The 21,105-nt window shown below is 59.3% G+C and carries 17 protein-coding genes and 1 riboswitch; of the genes, 7 read left to right on the top strand and 10 right to left on the bottom strand.

Annotated features, from left to right (window positions below):
• Window positions 1-100: 100 nt before the first annotated feature.
• The 3 genes from N7D90_RS01575 to ahcY all read right to left on the bottom strand — a co-directional run bounded on the left by N7D90_RS01575 (window position 101) and on the right by ahcY (window position 4,730).
• Entirely contained in the window at window positions 101-1,954 is a 1,854-nt protein-coding gene (locus N7D90_RS01575; protein ID WP_261740589.1) for a DEAD/DEAH box helicase, read from the bottom strand.
• Window positions 1,955-2,372: 418 nt separating this feature from the next.
• Window positions 2,373-3,218 (bottom strand): methylenetetrahydrofolate reductase [NAD(P)H], encoded by an 846-nt coding sequence (metF, locus tag N7D90_RS01570; RefSeq protein ID WP_261740588.1) that lies wholly within the window; start codon window positions 3,216-3,218, stop codon window positions 2,373-2,375.
• Window positions 3,219-3,320: 102 nt separating this feature from the next.
• The gene (gene ahcY / locus N7D90_RS01565) at window positions 3,321-4,730 is read right to left on the bottom strand and encodes an adenosylhomocysteinase (protein WP_261740587.1); all 1,410 of its coding nucleotides are present in this window, start codon (window positions 4,728-4,730) and stop codon (window positions 3,321-3,323) included.
• A 22-nt stretch (window positions 4,731-4,752) separates the two neighbouring features.
• Window positions 4,753-4,859, bottom strand: a riboswitch (S-adenosyl-L-homocysteine riboswitch).
• A 195-nt stretch (window positions 4,860-5,054) separates the two neighbouring features.
• Between ahcY and N7D90_RS01560 the strand changes: the two genes are divergently transcribed.
• Both N7D90_RS01560 and N7D90_RS01555 read left to right on the top strand, forming a co-directional pair.
• Window positions 5,055-5,456 carry an acyl-CoA thioesterase gene (locus tag N7D90_RS01560; RefSeq protein ID WP_019409147.1) on the top strand — a complete coding sequence of 134 codons (402 nt, stop codon included), beginning with the start codon at window positions 5,055-5,057 and terminating at the stop codon, window positions 5,454-5,456.
• 170 nt (window positions 5,457-5,626) lie between these two features.
• Window positions 5,627-6,475 (top strand): formate/nitrite transporter family protein, encoded by an 849-nt coding sequence (locus N7D90_RS01555; protein ID WP_261740586.1) that lies wholly within the window; start codon window positions 5,627-5,629, stop codon window positions 6,473-6,475.
• Between the two features lie 10 nt (window positions 6,476-6,485).
• On the opposite strand, the gene trhA is transcribed toward N7D90_RS01555, so the two are convergent.
• The 7 genes from trhA to pilG form a co-directional block, all read right to left on the bottom strand.
• Window positions 6,486-7,103, bottom strand: a complete 618-nt coding sequence (gene trhA / locus N7D90_RS01550; protein ID WP_261740585.1) for a PAQR family membrane homeostasis protein TrhA — start codon at window positions 7,101-7,103, stop codon at window positions 6,486-6,488.
• A gap of 258 nt (window positions 7,104-7,361) precedes the next feature.
• Window positions 7,362-7,814 carry a chemotaxis protein CheW gene (locus tag N7D90_RS01545; protein ID WP_261740584.1) on the bottom strand — a complete coding sequence of 151 codons (453 nt, stop codon included), beginning with the start codon at window positions 7,812-7,814 and terminating at the stop codon, window positions 7,362-7,364.
• On the bottom strand, window positions 7,807-13,668 hold the full coding sequence (locus N7D90_RS01540; protein ID WP_261740583.1) for an Hpt domain-containing protein: 5,862 nt from the start codon (window positions 13,666-13,668) through the stop codon (window positions 7,807-7,809). Before N7D90_RS01540 ends, N7D90_RS01545 begins: the two co-directional genes overlap by 8 nt.
• Before the next feature lie 27 nt (window positions 13,669-13,695).
• Entirely contained in the window at window positions 13,696-15,753 is a 2,058-nt protein-coding gene (locus N7D90_RS01535) for a methyl-accepting chemotaxis protein (protein WP_395247099.1), read from the bottom strand.
• A 41-nt stretch (window positions 15,754-15,794) separates the two neighbouring features.
• Window positions 15,795-16,334, bottom strand: a complete 540-nt coding sequence (locus tag N7D90_RS01530) for a chemotaxis protein CheW (RefSeq protein WP_261740582.1) — start codon at window positions 16,332-16,334, stop codon at window positions 15,795-15,797.
• A 10-nt stretch (window positions 16,335-16,344) separates the two neighbouring features.
• Window positions 16,345-16,722, bottom strand: coding sequence for a twitching motility response regulator PilH (gene pilH / locus N7D90_RS01525; protein WP_261740581.1), 378 nt, complete (start codon window positions 16,720-16,722; stop codon window positions 16,345-16,347).
• A 42-nt stretch (window positions 16,723-16,764) separates the two neighbouring features.
• The gene (pilG, locus tag N7D90_RS01520; protein WP_261740580.1) at window positions 16,765-17,172 is read right to left on the bottom strand and encodes a twitching motility response regulator PilG; all 408 of its coding nucleotides are present in this window, start codon (window positions 17,170-17,172) and stop codon (window positions 16,765-16,767) included.
• Between the two features lie 235 nt (window positions 17,173-17,407).
• Between pilG and gshB the strand changes: the two genes are divergently transcribed.
• The 5 genes from gshB (at window position 17,408) to pyrR (ending at window position 21,101) form a co-directional block, all read left to right on the top strand.
• Window positions 17,408-18,361: a glutathione synthase gene (gshB, locus tag N7D90_RS01515; RefSeq protein ID WP_133075178.1), complete on the top strand. Its 954-nt coding sequence runs from the start codon at window positions 17,408-17,410 to the stop codon at window positions 18,359-18,361.
• A 76-nt stretch (window positions 18,362-18,437) separates the two neighbouring features.
• On the top strand, window positions 18,438-19,337 hold the full coding sequence (locus tag N7D90_RS01510) for an energy transducer TonB (RefSeq protein ID WP_261740579.1): 900 nt from the start codon (window positions 18,438-18,440) through the stop codon (window positions 19,335-19,337).
• 162 nt (window positions 19,338-19,499) lie between these two features.
• Entirely contained in the window at window positions 19,500-20,072 is a 573-nt protein-coding gene (locus N7D90_RS01505) for a YqgE/AlgH family protein (protein WP_261740578.1), read from the top strand.
• Window positions 20,072-20,512: a Holliday junction resolvase RuvX gene (gene ruvX / locus N7D90_RS01500; RefSeq protein WP_261740577.1), complete on the top strand. Its 441-nt coding sequence runs from the start codon at window positions 20,072-20,074 to the stop codon at window positions 20,510-20,512. Before N7D90_RS01505 ends, ruvX begins: the two co-directional genes overlap by 1 nt.
• An 82-nt stretch (window positions 20,513-20,594) precedes the next feature.
• The gene (gene pyrR / locus N7D90_RS01495) at window positions 20,595-21,101 is read left to right on the top strand and encodes a bifunctional pyr operon transcriptional regulator/uracil phosphoribosyltransferase PyrR (protein ID WP_261740576.1); all 507 of its coding nucleotides are present in this window, start codon (window positions 20,595-20,597) and stop codon (window positions 21,099-21,101) included.
• The last annotated feature ends 4 nt before the right edge of the window (window positions 21,102-21,105 follow it).

Here is a 21,105-nt window from a genome sequence, read left to right as displayed (position 1 = left end):
ACGCCCCGGCTTGCGAGAGCCGGGGCGTTTTTTTATGCGTGAATCAAGAGCCCCTCACCCTGCCCCTCTGGGAGAGAGTTAGGGTGAGGGCGCTTTGGACTCAGCGGTTGCGAGTCAACAGCGCAGGCTTTTCACCACGAGGGCGGTTCGGCAGTTGATCGAGCTGCTCAGGTGTCGGGAAACGATCGCTTTTCGACTCCTTGTGCATGATCTTCGGCTGATTTTCACGTGGGCCTTTAACCGCTGGCTCTTGACGGGCATCGTCACGGGCCGGGCGATTTTCGCGACGGGCTTGACCGTCACGCGGGGCACCGCTGCGTGGACCGCTGCGCTTGGCAGGCGGTGTGCCAGTGCTGGCGCCGCTGCCGGTACGCGGAGCATTTTGACGACCACCAGTACGTGCTGCTGGCGCTGCGCCAGTGCCAGTACCCGTTGCAGGAGCACCCGGACGGCGGCCACGGCTCTGGTTGTTTTTGTTCTGGTACGGGCTGACGTAATCAGCGCGGTTACCAAAGTTGTCTACATCGTCATCGCGGAACTCGTCCGGCGCACGGTTGGCGTCCGAACGTGGGGTTGGCTGACGCTGTTCACGGGCAGGTTGAGCCTCGCGCGGCTTTTGCTCACGAGCAGGACGCTCGCTACGAGCAGCGGCTGGCTTCTCTTTGCTCTTTTCCTTGCCTTTGTCTTTACGACCGCCGCCACCGCCCGGGTTACCCGGACCGTCGCCACGAGGACCACGTGGCGGGTTGCGCGGGTTACGCACATCCGGACGCTCGCGCACTTCAGGCTTTTCAGCTTCTACGGTGCTGGAGTCAAAACCCATCAGGTCGCCATCGGCGATTTTCTGGCGGGTCATGCGCTCGATGCTTTTCAGCAGTTTTTCTTCGTCCGGAGCAACCAGCGAGATCGCCTCGCCCGAACGACCGGCACGGCCAGTACGGCCGATACGGTGAACGTAGTCTTCATCGACGTTTGGCAGCTCGAAGTTGACCACGTGTGGCAGCTGATCGATATCCAGACCGCGAGCGGCAATATCGGTCGCTACCAGAATGCGTACGGCACCGGCTTTAAAGTCGGCCAGGGCTTTGGTCCGCGCGTTCTGGCTCTTGTTACCGTGGATGGCTACGGCGCTAAGGCCATGCTTGTCCAGGTACTCAGCCAGGCGGTTGGCGCCATGCTTGGTACGAGTAAAGACCAGAACCTGTTCCCAGGCGCCTGCGGTGATCAAGTGAGCCAGCAGCGCACGCTTGTGGGTGGCAGGCAAACGGAAAACACGCTGTTCGATACGCTCGACCGTAGTGTTGGGCGGCGTAACTTCGATGCGTTCCGGGTTGCGCAGCAACTTGCCGGCCAGATCAGTGATGTCCTTGGAGAACGTCGCCGAAAACAGCAGGTTTTGACGCTTGGACGGCAGACGTGCGAGGACTTTTTTCACGTCATGGACGAAGCCCATGTCGAGCATCCGGTCAGCTTCGTCGAGCACCAGGATTTCAACGTGGGACAAGTCAACGCTGCCTTGACCAGCCAGGTCGAGCAAACGACCCGGGCAGGCAACCAGTACGTCAACACCACGGGCCAGAGCCTGGACCTGAGGGTTGGTGCCGACACCGCCAAACACGCAGGCGCTGACGAACTTCAAGTCGCGGGCGTAGAGCTTGAAGCTCTCGTGCACCTGGGCGGCAAGTTCGCGGGTTGGGGTCAGGACCAGCACGCGTGGTTGGCGTGGGCCGTGGCGCTGGGATTTGTCCGGGTGGCCATTGGGAAACAGCTTTTCCAGAATCGGAAGAGCGAAGCCGCCGGTTTTACCAGTACCTGTCTGAGCCGCAACCATCAGGTCGCGACCTTGCAACACGGCGGGAATGGCCCGCTGTTGCACCGGAGTAGGCTCGGTATAGCCCGCAGCTTCAATGGCGCGGACTAAAGCCTCGGAGAGACCGAGGGAAGCAAAGGACATGAGAAATCCTGTTCTAGTTAGGGCTTGGCCCAAAGGGATAGTCTTGCCTGGCGTGAATGGCGTTTAAGGAGACGCAATCCCGTCCGGTCCTGCTCCAGTCCACAAGGCTCATTCGCACCGCTCGCGCGGGCAAGAGCTGCGCAGTAGCGGGGTTGAGTGGCTTGTACAAGGACGAGCGGCCGGGCGTAAGCCTGGCGGAAAGCCCGGAGTATAACAGAGCAATCACGGCGCGCCGATTTCATGCTGCCCAACGGCTTTTTTGTAGCCGCGACCGGCATCAAGAAAAACCCTGTAGCCGCTGCCGCAGGCTGCGATAAGGACCGAAGGGTCTTCGCTTTCTGCATCAAGGTCGGGGCCGCTGCGTCGCAGTGGCGCACCAAACCCATCGCAGCTTGCGGCCGCGGCTACAGGTCTTGAATCAGCGTGGCAGCTTCAGGTTGTTCCAGATCGCCAAGCTCGGATCAGCCTGGTTCAGGGTATAGAAGTGCAACCCCGGTGCGCCGCCGTCCAGCAGGCGTTCGCACATTTCGCTGATAACCTGTTCGCCAAACGCCTGGATGCTCTGCGTATCGTCGCCGTAGGCTTCAAGTTGCTTGCGAATCCAGCGTGGGATTTCTGCGCCACAAGCGTCAGAGAATCGCGCCAGCTTGCTGTAGTTGGTGATCGGCATGATGCCCGGCACAACAGGAATCATCACGCCCGCAGCTTCCACGCGCTCGACAAAACGGAAGTAGCTGTCGGCGTTGAAAAAGTACTGGGTGATCGCGCTGTCAGCGCCAGCGTGGGCCTTGCGCACGAAGTTGCTGATATCATCTTCGAAGTTGCGCGCTTGCGGGTGCATCTCCGGGTAAGCAGCCACTTCGATATGGAAGTGATCACCGGTTTCTTCCCGAATGAAACTCACCAGGTCATTGGCGTAGCGCAACTCGCCGCTGGCCATGCCCATGCCCGAAGGCAGGTCGCCACGCAGGGCAACGATGCGCTTGATGCCTGCAGCCTTGTACTGGGTCAACAGGCCGCGCAAATCGGCCTTGCTGTCACCCACGCACGACAGGTGCGGAGCCGCAGGCACTTTTACTTCGCTCTCCAGCTGCAGCACGGTATTGATCGTGCGGTCGCGGGTCGAGCCACCGGCACCATAGGTACAGGAGAAAAAATCCGGGTTGTAGGTCGCCAGTTGGCGAGCCGTGTTCATCAGTTTTTCATGTCCAGCATCGGTCTTGGTCGGGAAGAACTCGAAGCTGAAACGACGGTCTTGAGACATGGGAATACCCTTGCGTACGCGAAGGGGGGTTAAGGCGCCCCCTGACGCTGAACTCTCACACAAAAAAAAGGCGGTCAGTGCAAGCCTGACCGCCTTTTTTAATCAGTAGCGGTAAGCGTCTGGCTTGAACGGGCCTTCGACGGTCACACCGATGTAGTCGGCCTGAGTCTTGGTCAGTTGCGTCACAACGCCACCGAAGCCGCGAACCATTTCCAGGGCCACTTCTTCGTCCAGCTTCTTCGGCAGAACTTCTACAGTCAGGCGCTCGGCTTGCAGCTCTGCCGGCAGGTCAGCGTACTTCTGCGCGAACAGGAAGATCTGAGCCAGAACCTGGTTGGCGAACGAACCGTCCATGATGCGGCTTGGGTGACCCGTGGCATTGCCCAGGTTAACCAGACGGCCTTCGGCCAGCAGGATCAGGTAGTCGTCGTTCTGTGGGTCGAATTCGCCCAGGCCAGTACGGTGAACCTTGTGAACCTGTGGCTTCACTTCTTCCCATGCCCAGTTTTTGCGCATGAAAGCGGTGTCGATTTCGTTGTCGAAGTGACCGATGTTGCACACTACTGCACGTTTTTTCAGCGCAGCCAGCATGTTTTTGTCGCACACGTTGACGTTACCGGTGGTGGTCACGATCAGGTCGATCTTGCCCAGCAGTGCAGCGTCGATGCTGGCAGCAGTACCATCGTTCTGGCCATTGATGAACGGCGAAACCACTTCGTAGCCGTCCATGCACGCTTGCATGGCGCAGATCGGGTCGATTTCCGACACTTTAACGATCATGCCTTCCTGACGCAGGGACTGGGCCGAACCCTTGCCCACGTCGCCGTAACCGATTACCAGCGCTTGCTTGCCGGACAACAGGTGGTCAGTACCACGCTTGATCGCATCGTTCAGGCTGTGACGGCAGCCGTACTTGTTGTCGTTTTTGCTTTTGGTCACCGAGTCGTTCACGTTGATCGCAGGGATCATCAGCTCGCCTTTGGCCAGCATGTCCAGCAAACGGTGTACACCGGTGGTGGTTTCTTCAGTCACGCCGTGGATCTTTTTCAGCATGGCCGGGTATTTCTTGTGCAGCAGCTCGGTCAGGTCGCCGCCATCGTCGAGGATCATGTTGGCGTCCCAAGGCTCGCCATCTTTCAAGATGGTTTGCTCAAGGCACCACTCGTACTCGGCTTCAGTCTCGCCTTTCCAGGCGAAAACCGGGATACCGGCAGCAGCGATCGCGGCAGCAGCCTGATCCTGAGTCGAGAAGATGTTGCACGACGACCAACGCACTTCGGCACCCAGGGCAACCAGGGTTTCGATCAGCACGGCAGTCTGGATGGTCATGTGAATGCAGCCCAGAATCTTCGCGCCCTTGAGCGGTTGTTCTGCGGCATAACGGCGGCGCAGACCCATCAGGGCTGGCATTTCGGACTCGGCGATAAAGGTTTCGCGACGGCCCCATTGGGCGAGGGACATATCAGCGACTTTATAGTCGGTAAAACCTGCAGGCGTGTTTACAGCGCTCATCAAGAGCCTCCATTCGTTTAATCGCGAATGGGCGCCGTTGTGCGTTTAGTGCCTGAACAGGGAGCCCTGAACAAACAACGCCCCATCCGAGCCTGACAGGTTGAACCTGCTGCAGCGCCCCTCGGACAGGTGGCGGGAACGGTACTGGGTAAAAATGACCGTTTTGAAGCGGGGGTGATTATAGCCATCCGCGCCGATGTTCCCAAGGATTTATCCACGGCATTTTGATTTGCTTAATCGAGACCATAGTCCAAGGTTAATAGAGATGAGGGCTGTGGTCTGACATCATGGCAGGCATCTAAGGCAAGACGGTCAGGAGCGAATATGAATTTTCACACCCGCAAATGGGTTAAACCCGAAGACCTCAACCCCAACGGCACCCTGTTCGGTGGCAGCCTGCTGCGCTGGATCGACGAAGAAGCCGCGATCTACGCCATCGTCCAACTGGGCAACCAGCGCGTGGTGACCAAGTACATCTCCGAAATCAATTTTGTCAGCGCCTCACGCCAAGGCGACATCATCGAGCTGGGTATTACTGCTACCGAATTCGGGCGCACCTCGATCACCCTGACCTGCGAAGTGCGCAACAAGATCACCCGCAAAAGCATCCTGACCGTCGACAAAATGGTTTTCGTCAACCTGGGCGAAGACGGCTTGCCGGCGCCGCACGGGCGTACCGAAATCAAGTACGTCAAAGATCAGTTCGACGATGAAAAGAAAGACTGATTAATCCCCCGGGCTTTGTGGGAGCCGGCTTGCCGGCGAATGCATGACGAAGGCCTCTCTGGCATACCGAGTCGTTTGCATCGCTGACAAGCCAACTCCCACAGGCATGAGTGAACAGCTGGCCCCCGCGCGTGTCGTACGCTTACACACGCCAACGGTCATGAAACCTCATGGACACCCAAAACAGCGGCAAAACCCCCAACCTGTCGGCTGAAGAAAAGCACGACGTCACCAAAAACCAGCCTCCGCGCGCAGCGGTCCTGCACGAAATCATTCGTTTGCAGGGTGATCAGGAGCTGGAGCGCAGCATCGCCGCCCTGTTCTGGTCGGCACTGGCCGCCGGGCTCACAATGGGCCTGTCGCTTATGGCCATGGGGTTGCTCAACTCGCGCCTGCCCAGCGGCGAAGCCTTCAAGGTCATAGCCAGCTTCGGCTACTGCGCCGGCTTTTTGGCCGTCATCCTCTCCCGCCAGCAATTGTTCACCGAAAATACCCTGACTGCCGTACTGCCGATCATGAGCAAACCCACGCTGAGCAATTTCGGGCGTCTGCTCCGATTGTGGGCTGTGGTGCTGGTGGGCAACCTGATGGGCACCTTGCTGGTGGCTTATGTGATGTTGCACTTGCCGATTTTCGACACCCAGACCGACAAGGCTTTCCTGGAAATAGGGCACAAGGTCATGGAGAACGACGTCAGTCAGATGTTTTCCAAGGGCATCATCTCGGGCTGGATGATCGCGACGATGGTGTGGATGATCCCGTCCATGGAGAGCGCCAAGATGTGGATCATCATCCTCATCACCTACCTGATGGCGCTGGGCGACTTCACCCACATCGTGGTCGGTACGGCTGAAGTGTCGTATCTGGTGTTTGCCGGTGAACTGCCCTGGAAAGACTTCTGGCTGATATTTGCCGGCCCGACCCTGGCCGGCAATATCATCGGTGGCAGCTTTATCTTTGCCCTGATCAGTCATGCGCAGATTCGCAGTGACACCAAAAAACCCAAGCCGCAAGCTTAGTTGCCCTGAGTCAGATCACGTAATGCGCGATGGCCACAAAGTGCAGCAGGCTGCCGGCAATCACGAACAGATGCCAAATGCCGTGGGCATGACGCAGACGGTGATCCAGGGCAAAAAAGATAATCCCCACGGTGTACATCACCCCGCCAGCGGCCAGCCAGATAAAGCCAGCGGTGCCCAGCGCCGCCAGCAACGGCTTGACAGCCACCAGCACAATCCAGCCCATTACCGCGTAAATCACGATAGACAGAATGCGCGCTTCGGAGCGGGGCTTGATCTCCTGCAGCATGCCGATCACCGCCATGCCCCAGACAATTCCGAACAGCGACCAACCCCACGGCCCGTGCAGAGTGACCAGGCAAAAAGGGGTGTAACTACCGGCGATCAACAGGTAAATCGACAGATGATCGAACTTCTGCATGATCACCTTCGAACGCCCGCGCACGCTGTGGTACACGGTCGACACGCTGTACAGCAACACCAGCGTGACACCATAAATCGCCACACTGACAATCTTTTGCGGGCTGCCGTCGAGGCACGCCATCACCAATAACCAAATGCTGCCTACTGCTGCCGCAACAGCTCCCAACAGGTGGGTCCAGGCGTTTAGCTTTTCGCCGTGATACATGTGCAACATCCTCAAGAACTGACAGTGCGACTGCGTCACCCGGTTAAGAGATAAGGGTCGGGGTTGCGAAATTAAAGGGCAATGCGGCGATCGTCGAGCAGCCGTGAGAGCAGGTTTGCCCTCACATGCTTTGTACCGCACACACTTGTAGCCGCTGAGGAGCGCAGCGAGGCTGCGATAAGGGCCGCAGGACCTTCAAAAGCAGGGGCCGCTTCGTCGCCCATCGCAGCCTCGTGCCTCGTCAGCGACTACAGGTTTTCATTCCTTCTCGCCCAACACCAATCGTTCCAGCGCCAGCAAATCCGGGATTTTCGCTACATGATCGCCCACCTGCACCGCCGCACGCTCCAGCGGGCTGAGCGGGACGTCGACAAAACTCAGTTGGCTGTCCAGACGGTAAGAACGCGGGATGCCTTGCACCACCATGGCGATAAATTTGAGCCGGGAATCGCCGCCCAGGGTGTTGAGCACGACGATACGTGCCCGCTCACCAATAACGACGGGGCTACCGCAGGCCGCTTCAAAGCTGATCAATGGCAGTTCGCGGTCGCGCCAGGTGATCTGGCGCAGGTGCCAAGGCGGTGAATCGCTGCTCGGGTCGCCGCGCTGCCAACCGATCAGCTCGGCTATCGCTACGTTGGGCAGCAGCAAGTAGCGGTCGGCCAGTGGTAGCAGCAAACCGGTCAGGCTGCCCACGCGATGATCAAGCATGAAAGTTGCTCCAGTAGGCGATGCGTTCCAGCAACACCGACTCTTGATACGGCTTGCCCAGGTAGTCGTTGACGCCAATGGCCATCGCCCGGTTCTGGTGTTTTTGCCCGGTGCGCGAGGTGATCATGATGATCGGCAAGTCTTTAAGGCGCGGGTCGTTGCGCACACGGGTTGCCACCTCGAAGCCGTCCATGCGCGGCATTTCAATGTCCAGCAGCATCAGGTCGGGGGTGTGGTCTTCGAGCACGCTCATGGCGTCGACCCCGTCTTTGGCGGTGATGACGTTCATACCGTTGCGCTCCAGCAGACGGCTAGTGACTTTGCGCACGGTGACCGAGTCGTCCACTACCAGCACCAGCGGCGGGCGCACGGCCGGAATAAATTCAAGGGCGCCGACCGCTTCGTGATGCGCCCGTTGTAACGGCTGACGCGCCTGATGCGCGCGAATGTAAGCCAGCAGATCGAGGATCAGCACCACCCGACCATCCCCAAGGATGGTCGCGCCCGACAACCCCTGCACCCCGGTAAATTGCGGGCCGAGACTTTTGACCACTATTTCTCGCGAGCCCGCCAATGCGTCGACCTGCAAGGCCACGCGCTGATCCTGGCAATGTACCAACAGCACCGGCAATGAATGGCTCTCGCCCACCAGCTTGGGTTTGCCTACGGTTTGCAGCAATTCGCCGAGGTAACGCAGTTCGTAGGTTTGCCCGCCGTAGTGATACAGCGGCGGGTTGAGCTGGTAGTAACCCTCCAGCTCGTTGGGCATGACGCGCACGATGCCTTCGACAGTGTCGAGCGAGATGGCGTATTGCTCGTCGGCACACTGCACCATCAAGGCTCGGTTGAGCGAAACGCTGAACGGCAGGCGGATCTGAAAGTGCACGCCCTGCCCGACCACCGAGTCGATGGTCATACTGCCGCCCAACTGACGCACTTCTTCATGCACCACGTCCATGCCGACGCCGCGCCCGGAGATCTGGGTGATTTTTTCAGCCGTAGAAAACCCCGGCTGCAGGATGAACTGCAACACTTCGCGGTCACTGACCGTGGCCTCGGGGTCCAGCAGGCCGCGTAAAATGGCTTTGCGGCGCACGGCTTCAAGCGGCACTCCAGCACCATCATCGTGCATGTCGAACACCACATCGCCGCCTTCGTAAGACAACTCCAGGCTGATCAGGCCCTGCTCCGGCTTACCACTTGCCTGGCGGATCTCGGCAGGCTCAAGCCCGTGGTCGACGGCGTTGCGCAGCATGTGCTCCAACGGCGCCACCATACGTTCAAGAACGTTGCGGTCGATTTCGGCTTCAGCATTGATCACGTTGAATTCAACGTGCTTGCCCAGTTCGCTCGCCACCTGACGCACCACGCGTTTAAGCCGCGGTAACACGCGCTCGAACGGCACCATGCGCGTGCCCATCAGGCCTTCTTGCAACTGGGTGTTTACCCGCGCCTGCTTTTGCAACAGGCCGTGCGCATCCTGACAGCGGGCCGCCAGTGTGGCTTTAAGATCGAGCAAGTCCGACGCCGACTCGAACAGAGCGCGGGACAATTGCTGCAGCAAGGAATGACGGTCCATTTCCAGCGGGTCGAATTCGTCGTAAGCCACGCCATCGGCTTCAGTGTGCGGGCGGCTGTGCAGGCGACCTTGGGTTTCGCTGTCGAGCCGACGCAGCTGATCCTGCATCCGCTCGAGGGTGGTCTGCATCTCGTTGAGGGCCACTTGCCCATCGTTGACCTGCTGCTCCACCCGCCCACGAATGATCGAGGCTTCACCCGCCAGGTTGACCAGGTCTTCCAGCAATTCGGCTGGCACCTTGAGGGTGTCCAGCCCCGTGCGCTCGCCTTCGGGCACCGGCAACGCCGCCGGCTCAGGCTTGGGCACCGCGCCAGGCGCCTGCCGGGTGTTGCGCTCAATCTGGCGAATCTGCTCGATCAGCGCCTGGGGCGAAGGCAGTGGCTGGCCACTGCGCAATGCATCGAACATTTGCGCCAGTTGGTCGTGGCAACGCTGCAGCAGTACAAACAGTTCAGCACCGGGCACCAGAAAGCCCACCGAAATATCTTCGAAGAGGGTCTCAAGTTCGTGAGCAAAGTCGCCAATGACGGCGACCTCGACCATGCGCGCGCCCCCTTTCAGGGTGTGCAAATCACGCAGCAGGTTTTCCACTTCAAGATGGTTTTGCGGGTCGGCTTGCCAGCGTAACAAGGCCGCTCCCGAGCTTTCGAGGATGTCGAAAGCTTCATCGAGGAAGATATCCTGCAGTTCCGGGTCGCCGCTATTGAGCGCAACATCTGACTTGGGCTCGATGCTGTTCGGCTCGACAGGCGAATGGCTGTAGAGGCGAAACCCGCGAATGGCCTCGATCAGTTCATAAGACTCGCTCAACGGCTGCTGGTGCTGCAGTTGTTCAAGCATCAGCCCAAGCTGCTCATGGCTGCGCTCAAGCAAGCGGCTTAAGGCCGGGCTCTCATTCAAGCGCCGGTCCAGCAACCCTTCATACAAATGCTCAAGCTCATGGGCCAACTCGGCAACCGGCTCGATCCCGGCCATGCGCGCACCGCCCTTGAGGGTGTGCAAATCGCGCTGCAAGGAAGACAGCGACGCCAGACTGTCGGGCGCACTCAGCCAACGCTGCAGGGCAAAACCTGCACTTTCGAGAATATCCACGGCCTCTTCGAGAAAAATCTCGACGATCTCCTCGTCGAACTCATCGGCCTGATCGGCCCCCAACTGATCGGTGGCGGTTCCCAGCTCGGTGATCTGGCTGCCATCACCGCGAACCAGTCCCGTGGCGTCGGGCGCCAGACCTTCATGCAACAGCCCGTACAAGGTCTGGATCAGCTCCGGTTGCGGAGTGATTTCCTGCCCTGCAGCCAGTTGGTCGAGCATGCTAATCAACGCTTCATGAGCGTCATCGGCCGCTTCAAAGAAACGTTCACTGACTGCCAGGCTGCTTTCTTCGACGGCGCCGTACAGGTCGAGCAAGGCTTCACATAGACCATCAACAGGCTGCAAATCGAGCAGGTGCGCCGACCCGGCCAGAGTGCTCAACTGGTCCAGCAGGCTGTCGAGAGCATCACGCTGCCGGGGGTTCTGGTGCCAGTTTTTCAACAGTTCTTCAGCGTCAAACAGGATGTCCATGCTCTCGGCCAGAAACTCGGCAATGCGCTGCGGATCACGCTTGGGGACCCAGCCGCTTGCAGGTGTATTGAGCAAGGTTTCAAGACGGGCGGCGATCAGTTGCTCGGTGCGTTCGATCAAGGAGCCAGCCCCCTTAATATCGGCCAGCGGGTCGATATCCAGCTGCTTAAGACCACGATGCAGCAAACCGTCGGCCTCCAGCAGCAGATCGACTTCATCCGGCCCCAGGGCAATATGGTGGGCCTTGTACTCACGCACCAGATGATCCAGTGGCGTGGCCAACTCAGCCATGCGCACCACGCCCGCCATATGCGCGCTGCCTTTTAGCGTATGCATGGCCAGCTGCAAGTCGTCGCTGGCGTACAGCGGCATCTGCACGCGAGCCTGATCCAGAAACCGGTCTAGACGTTCGAGATGGGCTTGCGCTTCCTGCCGGAAAATATCCAGCAACTGCGGGTCGAAGCTGCTGTCCTGAGTGATCAGCAGCGGTTGCGCCAGGCGCTGCGCCCGTGCAGCCAACTGGTCGACGTCTTCGCGCTGACGCTGACCTTGCTCGGTAAATGCTTGAATCAGCTCGGGCAGCAGCACCAGCACGTCTTCGAGCAGTTGGTAAATTTGTGGAGACGGCGCCACGCTGTGTTCGATAACTCGATTGAGCAAGTTCTCGACCGCCCACGCCAACTCACCCAGCACCAGCGCACGCACCATGCGCCCGCTGCCCTTGAGGGTGTGAAAACCGCGCCGAAGCTCGGCCAGCGCAACATTATCCGTAGGGTTGGCGACCCACTGCGGCAAGCAGTCGTGCAGGCTGACCAGTACTTCGTCGGTCTCTTCCAGAAAGACTTCCAGCAACTCTTCGTCCAGCGGATCTTCATCCACCGGCGGCGGCAGCAAGCTGGTGGGCATGTGTTGCGCAGGCGGATTGAGCGCCGACAGCGGGCTGGCCAGCGCATCAGCCAAACTCTGCGCTTGCAGGTCAGGCCTCAGCGGTGGTGCTGCGGGGACGTCATTGAGTAGCAACACGGGGTACGTGGCCGGGGCATATCCCAGCTCGGCCAGGCTGTTCTCGGCCCGGTCCAATACCCGCTCGCTCGCCGCACCGGGGTCCTGAGCCAGTCGTTCCAGGTAATATTCGATACTGATCAGCGCATCAGCCAGATGGTCCAATTGCTCCGTCGTTGGGCGGTCGGGCCCTTGCAGTACGCGCTCGCCAATATAGTCGTTGCAGGCTTGCAGCAAGCTGGCGGCACGGCTCAGCGGGATCATCGCCAACGCGCCGCGAATTTGCGTCAGCAGCCCGGGCAGTGGCTGCAAGTGCTGGCGGTCGTGGTCTGCCGCCAGATAGTCAGCGATCAGGTCTTTGACTTCTTCCAGACCGATGCGCGCTTCCTTGATCACCAATTGGTGGATCTGCATCAGGTCGGTGGTAGGCAAGCGGCTCTCTTCGCGCTGCGAAGGCTCAACATTGCCGACCATACCGGCCAATGTCGCTTCGACATAGAGCAGGGCCGACGCAACATCCATCAACACCGCATCCGTCGGTTCGCGCTGGCCCTGAGCCAGGCTTTGCATCACCGCCAGTTGATCAATAATGACTTTGCGCGGCTGACCAAACCCCAGCACGGCCAAGGTGTCGGCGATCTGGCGCAACGGCGCCATCAGGCTGCTCAGTTCCGAAACATGCGAGCGATCACTGCGCACAAACAGGTCGAGGCGCTCCTTGACCCGCACCAGCTCTTCACACAGTGCCGCCACCACCGAACGCATTGCGTCGCGGTCGGGGCCGGCCAGTCGCGCCCGCTCCTCATCAACCATTGCCGCATCGGGCATGGCCTGATCCAGCTCGTAGTGATTCTTCAGCGCGAGCATTTTCGACGTCGGATGTTCGGCCTTCGCGATGTAAAACAGCAGGCTGGTAAGCAACTCTTCGGGCGCGGGCTGGTTGACGGCTGCAATGCCCTGCTCCAGTAGACGTTTGAGTTCCTTGTCGGATTTCTTCAGCAGGCTGCGCAGGGCTGGGCTGTTGGGCACCCGACCTTTAAGCATGCCGTCGACCAACGCCGCGGAGATTTTCCATAGAGCATTGAGCGGCGACCCCAGGCACAGGCTTTGAAGTTGCGCGAACACGCCAACCATTTGCTCCAGATTGGCCTGCACTGCTTCGCCACGGCGCAAGCCCAGAAACGCGGCTTGCAAGGTATGGCGCAGCATTCGCAATTGGCGCGGCAATTCAGACGGGGCCAGACGCTCAAGGGCCGCCGAATCTAATGCAGGCAAGACCTGCAAGGGCGGGCTGAACAGGCTGGTTTCCGAGAGCAGCGCTTCGCCGCGAGCGGTGCGCAAATCATTGAGCAACGGCAACACCACCAATGGCCAGTCACGCCGGGCGCTGTGTACCCGGTCCAGGTACAAGGGCAATTGGCTGAACGCTTGCTGCAATAACCGCAGGGCTTCGTCGAGCTGGTTGACGCGGCCCTGTTGCAGGGCAATCACCAGTTGCTCCATCTCTTCAGCCAGCAAGGCTGCGCCATAGAACTCGACCATCAGCAAGCTGCCATGCACCTGATGTATGCACGCCAGACACTGCTCCAGCGTGTCAGCAGCAGGCTGTTGCGCGTAGGTATCCAGCGCCGTTCGGGCCTGTTTCAGGGTGAAGGCAATTTCGCCTTTAACCCACTCAAGGGCCACATAGTCGTGCCGGTCAACCATAACGACTCCAGTCAGAATTGCAGCGCATTACTGTGGCCCAAGGTCTTTTGGCGGAGCGGGCAAGGTGAAACCGGACACCGAACGCCGCAGCTGGCTGGCCATTTTGGCCAGGTTGCCGATGCTGTCGGCGGTCGCTGTGGAACCGGACGAGGTCTGGTTGGTGATTTGCTGAATGACGTTCATGGTCAAGGAAATCTGCGCCGCCGAGGTGGTCTGCTGTTGCGCGGCATTGGAGATGCTTTGAATCAAGTCCGCCAGGTTTTGCGACACGCCTTCGATCTCCTCCAGCGCCACACCGGCGTCATGGGCCAGACGGGCACCGCGCACCACTTCGGTGGTGGTTTGTTCCATGGAGATGACCGCCTCGTTGGTGTCCGCCTGAATCGCCCGCACCAGCGTCTCAATTTGCCGCGTGGCGGCCGATGAGCGCTCAGCCAAGCGCTGCACTTCGTCCGCCACCACGGCAAACCCGCGCCCTGCATCACCGGCCATCGAGGCCTGAATTGCCGCATTCAACGCCAGAATATTGGTCTGATCAGCAATATCGTCAATCAGGCTGACAATGTCGCCGATTTCCTGGGAAGACTCGCCCAAGCGTTTGATCCGCTTGGCCGTGTCCTGAATCTGATCTCGAATGTTGTCCATGCCGTGGATGGTGTTGTGCACCACTTCATTGCCTTTGTTGGCAATCGCCACGGAGCGTTCTGCCACCGCGGAAGATTCAGAGGCGTTGGCCGATACCTGATCGATGGAATGGGCCATTTGCTGGATCGCCCCCGAAGCCTCGGAAATTTGCTGGGCCTGATGCTCGGAGGCCTCGGCCAATTGCATCGCGGTGGCTTGGGTTTCCTGCACGGCGGCCGCGACCTGGCCCGCTGTGAGGTTGATAGTGGCCACCAGTTCGCGCAGTTGGTCGATGGAGTAATTGATCGAGTCGGCAATCGCGCCGGTGAAATCTTCGGTGACCGACGCGGTCACGGTCAGGTCGCCGTCGGCCAGATCGGCAATTTCGTCGAGCAAACGCATGATCGCGTTCTGATTTCGTTCGTTCTTTTCAGCGGTTTCGCGCAACTGGCGATTGGTCTCGCGCACCATCACCAACCCGATCAGGATAATTGATGCCAGCGCCAGCAAGCCCAGTACGTAACCGCCGATGATGTCGAGCGAACGCCCGCTGGCGAGGTTTTCAAAGCCGTTGGCCAAGGACGACGCTTCGTCGAGCAGGGTTTGCGACAGACTGAAAATACTGTTCGCTGCTTCACGTACGTGGAACAACTGCGGCGAGGTTTCGAGGATTTCATCCACTGAACCGGATACAAACTGGAACAGTTCGGAAATCTCCTGCAAACGGGCGCGGGCGTCCTTGTCTTCGACCTGGGTAATTCGCAGCCCGTCATTGCCTTCCAACATTCCGTTGAGCACTTGCCCAAAGCGGTTGGCATCACGCCCGAAGGCTCCGGCAGCCTGGGCCGCATTTTCGTCACCGGCCAGCACAGTATTCACCGCGCCCAAAATCCGCTCGGCCAGTAATGACTGACGCTGAGCCAGTGCCACCTGGCTGGCAGGAGCGCCCCGCTGCAAGAGAATTTCGACGACTTTTTCGTACTCGACCTGCAACTGCGGCACGGTCTCGGCCAGTGTCGCAGCCACTTGATGCAACGACAGTACAGTTTGCTGGCTGGCCAAAATGGCATTGACGTTGCTCAGCAACAACTCCCAGTCCCGCTGAACCGACTGCATTTCCTTGTGCACGGTAGGTGGGGCGGGAGGCAGGCCAGTGGCCGGGTCGCCTTTTTTCAGATACCCCCAGCGCTGGCTAAAATCGTTGCGTGCATCTATCAACAACTTGAACGCGGCGGCTTTACCGGCAGCCGCTTCAGTGGCGTTCTTGGCGATGCGCTGGGACAAGACGCGCAACTCGCCCGCATGGCTGATGTACTGCTTGTCGTAGTTGGACTGGGTGTTGAGGTAAGCAAAGTTGGCGAACAACAGCATAATGAACACGATCAGGGCGATAAAAAGCACGATGATCTGCGAACGACTGCGCGACCCTTCCATTGGTTTAGCGGTATTGGCTGTGGTCATCGATCAGGTCCTGAGGTCCCGTTTTAAAGCTGAAGGCCTGCTCACACGGCCACCGCCCAGAACTGCGGCGCCTGGGCCAGGGCAAACGGGCTGAACACCCACCAGAGGTGTTCGGCGGCAAAGTGCCCTTGCACATAGGGGGCGAACATCGGGTGGGGCAAGTTTTGCGTATTGGCATTGAGGTCGGCATGGGCAAAGTGCTGCATGCCCTGCACTTCATCCACCTGCAAGCCGACGAACACGTCTTTATATTCCAGCACCAGCACCCGACGCTGCTTGCGCAAGGGTGACAGCTCAATCCCGAAAAAACCGCACAGATCCATGATCGGCAGCAATTGCCCGCGCAGATTGGCCACGCCCTTGACCCAGGGTTTTACACCGGGCAGCAGGGTGAACCGCGGCTCATGGAGGATTTCGGCAATTTCGCCCATCGGCGCCACAAAACAATGCTCGCCGATCCGAAAACCGATACCGCTCCAAGTGTCGAGCTGCGCTTGCGCAGGCACCAGTCCCGCCGCCAGTGAGCGACAGCGCTGGTCAATCTCGAGCAGCAGCTCGAACGCAGTCAGTGCGCCAGGCATAAGGTGACCGTCATTTTGGAGGGTTTTCTTCCAGGACTTTTTTCACCTTGAGGATCAACTGTTCTTCATCGACCGGCTTGGTCAGGTAGCCCTTGGCTCCCTGGCGTTGCGCCCAGACCATGTCGGTTTCCTGGTCCTTGGTGGTGACGACGATAACCGGGATGTAGCTGGTTTCCGGGTCTTTGGTCAGTTGACGCGTAGCCTGAAAGCCATTGAGGCCCGGCATCACGATGTCCATCAGCACGACGTCTGGCTTTTCCTGGCGGGCCAGGGCGACGCCATCGGCGCCATTTTCAGCCTTGAGCACTACATGGCCGTGCTTTTCGAGCATGCCGGTCAATTTGTACATTTCAGTCGGCGAGTCATCGACGATCAGAATGCGAGCCATGGTGTTCCCCATTCATAAGGTGGTTGGCCGGCTGGCCGGGTGTCATAGAGCACTTTGTACGATGTTGAAGGCGGGCACATGGGCCTTGATGGCACTCAGCAATTCATCACGGCTGAAGGGCTTGGTCAAAAATTGATCAGAACCCACGATCCGCCCCTTGGCCTTGTCGAACAGACCGTCCTTGGATGACAGCATGATCACGGGGATCGATTTGAACGCCCGATTGCTCTTGATCAGTGCGCAGGTCTGATAGCCATCCAGGCGCGGCATCATGATGTCGACAAAGATGATGTGCGGATGGTGGTCGACAATCTTGGCCAGCGCATCGAAACCGTCGATAGCGGTAATGACCTCGCAGCCCACGTTTTTCAGCAGCGTTTCGGCGGTGCGGCGAATGGTTTTCGAATCGTCAATCACCATCACCTTCAAGGCGCTGGAATGCTTTTCCATATCTGCTCTACCGTCGCCACGGCGACCCATTTTGTTACAACTGAGCGACCTAAAACCCCAACTCCTTGATGGACAAGGGTTGTAAGCACTGTGCGAGCCTTTTTAGCACAGTCAGGACCTTCAATCTATCGAACGACCCAAGTGGCGGTTTTTCCTTGACCGAGGCCACACTCAGCGCCACTCTGGCGCCACTTTTCAGAGCCTTTGCGCCCACTATTTATTTGAGGAATTTGCCATGAGCGTTCGAGTCGGGATTGTCATGGACCCCATTGCGGGCATCTCCTATAAAAAGGACAGCTCGCTGGCCATGTTGCTGGCCGCCCAGGATCGCGGCTGGACCCTGTTCTACATGGAACAGCAGGACCTTTACCTGAATGAAGGCAAGGCACGGGCGCGGATGAAGCCGCTCAAGGTGTTCGCCAACCCTGAAAAATGGTTTGAGCTGGACGCCGAGACCGACACGGCCTTGAGCGATCTGGACGTCATTCTGATGCGCAAGGACCCGCCCTTCGATATGGAGTTCGTGTACTCCACCTACCTGCTGGAGCAGGCCGAACGCGACGGCGTGCTGATCGTCAACAAGCCGCAAAGCCTGCGCGACTGTAACGAAAAGCTGTTCGCCACCCAGTTCACCCAGTGCACGCCGCCGACCGTGGTCAGCCGCCGCGCCGATGTACTGCGTGAGTTCGCCGCTCTGCACGGTGACGTGATTCTCAAGCCGCTGGACGGCATGGGCGGAACGTCGATTTTCCGTCACCGCGTGGGCGACCCGAACCTGTCGGTGATTCTCGAAACCCTGACTGCCAACGGCACCCAGCAAATCATGGCGCAGGGCTATCTGCCAGCGATCAAGGACGGCGACAAACGCATCCTGATGATCGACGGCGAGCCGGTGCCGTATTGCCTGGCGCGCATCCCGGCGGCTGGCGAAACCCGTGGCAACCTGGCCGCCGGTGGTCGTGGCGAAGCCCGTCCGTTAAGCGACAAGGACCGCTGGATTGCAGCCCAGGTTGGCCCGACGCTGCGTGAAAAAGGCCTGCTGTTTGTCGGCCTGGATGTGATCGGTGAACACCTGACCGAAATCAACGTCACCAGCCCGACCTGCATTCGCGAAATCGACAATGCGTTCGGCACCAATATCGGCGCCCTGCTGATGGATGCCATTGAGCGCAAGCTCGCCGCACGCTGATCTGCAAAGCCTGTAATAGACCAACATTGCGCTATCATGCGCACCCTGTGAAACCCGCGATGTTGGTCTTTTTGCCATGACACTCCCCAGCGACCTGCCCCCCGAACTCAGCCATAAAGGCGTGCGCGCGGCCGATCGTCTTGGATTTACCCTGTTTATCGCAGCGCTGATCCATATCGCGCTGATTGTGGGCGTGGGTTTCAGCATGAGCGAGCCCAAACAAATCAGCAAAACCCTGGAGATCACCCTCTCTACCTTCAAAAGCGAAAAAGCCCCGGAAAAAGCGGACTTTTTAGCCCAGGACAATCAGCAGGGCAGCGGCACGCTGGATAAAAAAGCCGTGCCCAAGACCACTGAAATAGCACCATTCCAGGACAACAGCGTAAAAAAGGTCACTCCGCCGCCTGCCGCCAAACCCGAGCAGCCCCAGGCCGCGCCCAAGGCCGCCGTGACCACCGTGGCGCCCGCGCCGAAAAAAGCCCCGGTCAAGCCGCAAAAGGTCAAAACCGAAGCGGCGCCCAAGGCCAGCATTCCAACCTTCGACAGCTCCCAGCTGTCCAGCGAGATCTCCAGCCTCGAGGCCGAACTGGCCAACGAGCAACAGTTGTACGCCAAACGCCCGAAGATCTACCGCATGAGTGCGGCCTCAACCATGCGCGACAAGGGCGCTTGGTACAAAGAGGACTGGCGCAAGAAAATCGAGCGTATCGGCAACCTCAATTACCCCGAACAGGCACGCCGGGAAAAGATCTACGGCAAGTTGCGCCTGCTGGTGTCTATCAACCGCGACGGCTCGCTGCACGAAGTGCTGGTGCTGGAGTCCTCGGGGCAGCCGCTGCTGGATCAGGCAGCGCAACGCATCGTGCGCCTCGCCGCACCTTTTGCACCGTTTACTGGCGACCTGGCAGACATCGACCGACTGGAAATCATCCGCACCTGGAAATTCGCCCAGGGCGACCGGCTTTCCAGTAACTGATAAACAGGGCAGCTGTGGGAGCGGGCTTGTTCGCGATTGGAGCGCTGTGTTTTACCGTTAAACCGCGCCGCCTGTATCGCGAGCAAGCCCGCTCCCACAAAGACCCAGTAATATTAAGCTTCAAACTTGTCAGTTCACGTTGCCAGCGCCACACTAAGGCTCATGAAAAACCACGCACCGACTTACCTCAAGCATCAATTCCTGATCGCCATGCCGCACATGGCCGACCCGAATTTTGCCCAGACCTTGACCTACATCGTCGAGCACACGGCCAATGGGGCCATGGGGCTGGTGATCAACCGCCCGCTGGAGCTGAGCCTGGCGGATATTCTTGAGCAGTTGCGCCCGGAACAACTCTCCTCGCCCCTGTGCCAGCACGTGCCTATTTATGGCGGCGGGCCGGTCATGATCGATCGTGGTTTTGTGCTGCACCCCGCAGGCGTCAGCTTTGACGCCACGGTAGAGCTCGACGACGGCCTGGCCCTGAGCACCTCAGCCGATGTGCTGTTCAGTATTGCTGATGGTCGAGGGCCGCAGCGCAGCCTGATTTGCCTGGGCTATGCCGGGTGGGACGCCGGTCAACTGGAGGCCGAACTGGTCAACAACGCCTGGCTGACCTGCCCGTATTCCGCTGACATCCTGTTTGAAACCCCTAGCGAGCTGCGCCTCGACGCGGCCGCCAAACACCTCGGAGTGAACCTCAATTTGTTAAGCACCCAAGCAGGCCATTCCTGATGGCCAGCCTTCGTTTACTGCTGGGCTTTGACTACGGCACCCGCTCCATTGGCGTGGCTGTCGGCCAGATGATTACCGGCCAAGCCCGCGAGCTGTGCAACTTGAAAGCCGAAAATGGTATTCCCAAATGGGAAGAAATCGAAAAACTGATCAAGGAATGGCAACCAGACGCGATGGTGGTCGGCATGCCCTTGAACATGGACGGCACCCCGAGCGAGTTCTGCGCCCGAGCGCAAAAATTTGCCAATCGCCTTAATGGCCGCTTCAATCTGCCCGTTTTTACCCATGATGAACGCCTGACCACCTTCGAGGCCAAAGGCGAACGCCGAGCCCAAGGCGGCCAGCGCGGCAGTTACCGCGACAACCCCGTTGATGCCATTGCCGCCAAACTGGTGCTGCAGGGCTGGCTCGACGCGAACCCGGCGCAATCCCAGGACTGAGCCGCGTTTATACAATTGACCCGCCTCATTGTTTGCGCCCGCCGCTGCACGTTCTGCTGCGCGGGCCTTTTAAGGAGCCACTATGATCCTGCCTGTTCCCGCTGAACTGATCTCCCAGATGGCCCTTGATCTCAAGGCCCACCTGGCCCGTCGCGGCATCACCGAGCCGCGTTACATCGGTATCCGCACCGGCGGCATCTGGGTTGCCCAAGCGCTGCTCAAGGCGCTGGACAGCGACGCACCGCTGGGCACGCTGGACGTGTCGTTCTACCGCGATGACTTCAGCCAGAACGGCCTGCACCCGCAAGTACGCCCTTCCGAGCTGCCGTTTGAAATCGAAGGCCAGCACCTGGTGCTGATCGACGACGTACTGATGAGCGGTCGTACCATCCGTGCGGCGCTGAACGAGCTGTTCGACTATGGTCGTCCGGCCAGCGTGACGCTGGTCAGCCTGCTGGACCTGGACGCGGCCGAATTGCCGATCCGCCCGGATGTAGTGGGCGCGACCTTGTCACTCAAGCCGAGCGAGCGGGTAAAACTGTCCGGCCCCGCGCCACTAACACTCGAACTTCAAGACCTAGCCCTCTAAGAGA

It is taken from the genome of Pseudomonas fragi (assembly GCF_025426255.1).
In the GTDB taxonomy this organism is placed as follows: Bacteria; Pseudomonadota; Gammaproteobacteria; order Pseudomonadales; family Pseudomonadaceae; genus Aquipseudomonas; species Aquipseudomonas kulmbachensis.
This window is presented reverse-complemented; position numbering and strand designations above follow the sequence as displayed.

What these genes read in the sequence shown, in the direction of transcription:
- N7D90_RS01575 (WP_261740589.1), bottom strand. Translation starts at nt 1,954, where the DNA reads ATGTCCTTTGCTTCCCTCGGTCTCTCCGAGGCTTTAGTCCGCGCCATT.
- metF (WP_261740588.1), bottom strand. Translation starts at nt 3,218, where the DNA reads ATGTCTCAAGACCGTCGTTTCAGCTTCGAGTTCTTCCCGACCAAGACC.
- ahcY (WP_261740587.1), bottom strand. Translation starts at nt 4,730, where the DNA reads ATGAGCGCTGTAAACACGCCTGCAGGTTTTACCGACTATAAAGTCGCT.
- N7D90_RS01560 (WP_019409147.1), top strand. Translation starts at nt 5,055, where the DNA reads ATGAATTTTCACACCCGCAAATGGGTTAAACCCGAAGACCTCAACCCC.
- N7D90_RS01555 (WP_261740586.1), top strand. Translation starts at nt 5,627, where the DNA reads ATGGACACCCAAAACAGCGGCAAAACCCCCAACCTGTCGGCTGAAGAA.
- trhA (WP_261740585.1), bottom strand. Translation starts at nt 7,103, where the DNA reads ATGTATCACGGCGAAAAGCTAAACGCCTGGACCCACCTGTTGGGAGCT.
- N7D90_RS01545 (WP_261740584.1), bottom strand. Translation starts at nt 7,814, where the DNA reads ATGCTTGATCATCGCGTGGGCAGCCTGACCGGTTTGCTGCTACCACTG.
- N7D90_RS01540 (WP_261740583.1), bottom strand. Translation starts at nt 13,668, where the DNA reads ATGGTTGACCGGCACGACTATGTGGCCCTTGAGTGGGTTAAAGGCGAA.
- N7D90_RS01535 (WP_395247099.1), bottom strand. Translation starts at nt 15,753, where the DNA reads ATGACCACAGCCAATACCGCTAAACCAATGGAAGGGTCGCGCAGTCGT.
- N7D90_RS01530 (WP_261740582.1), bottom strand. Translation starts at nt 16,334, where the DNA reads ATGCCTGGCGCACTGACTGCGTTCGAGCTGCTGCTCGAGATTGACCAG.
- pilH (WP_261740581.1), bottom strand. Translation starts at nt 16,722, where the DNA reads ATGGCTCGCATTCTGATCGTCGATGACTCGCCGACTGAAATGTACAAA.
- pilG (WP_261740580.1), bottom strand. Translation starts at nt 17,172, where the DNA reads ATGGAAAAGCATTCCAGCGCCTTGAAGGTGATGGTGATTGACGATTCG.
- gshB (WP_133075178.1), top strand. Translation starts at nt 17,408, where the DNA reads ATGAGCGTTCGAGTCGGGATTGTCATGGACCCCATTGCGGGCATCTCC.
- N7D90_RS01510 (WP_261740579.1), top strand. Translation starts at nt 18,438, where the DNA reads ATGACACTCCCCAGCGACCTGCCCCCCGAACTCAGCCATAAAGGCGTG.
- N7D90_RS01505 (WP_261740578.1), top strand. Translation starts at nt 19,500, where the DNA reads ATGAAAAACCACGCACCGACTTACCTCAAGCATCAATTCCTGATCGCC.
- ruvX (WP_261740577.1), top strand. Translation starts at nt 20,072, where the DNA reads ATGGCCAGCCTTCGTTTACTGCTGGGCTTTGACTACGGCACCCGCTCC.
- pyrR (WP_261740576.1), top strand. Translation starts at nt 20,595, where the DNA reads ATGATCCTGCCTGTTCCCGCTGAACTGATCTCCCAGATGGCCCTTGAT.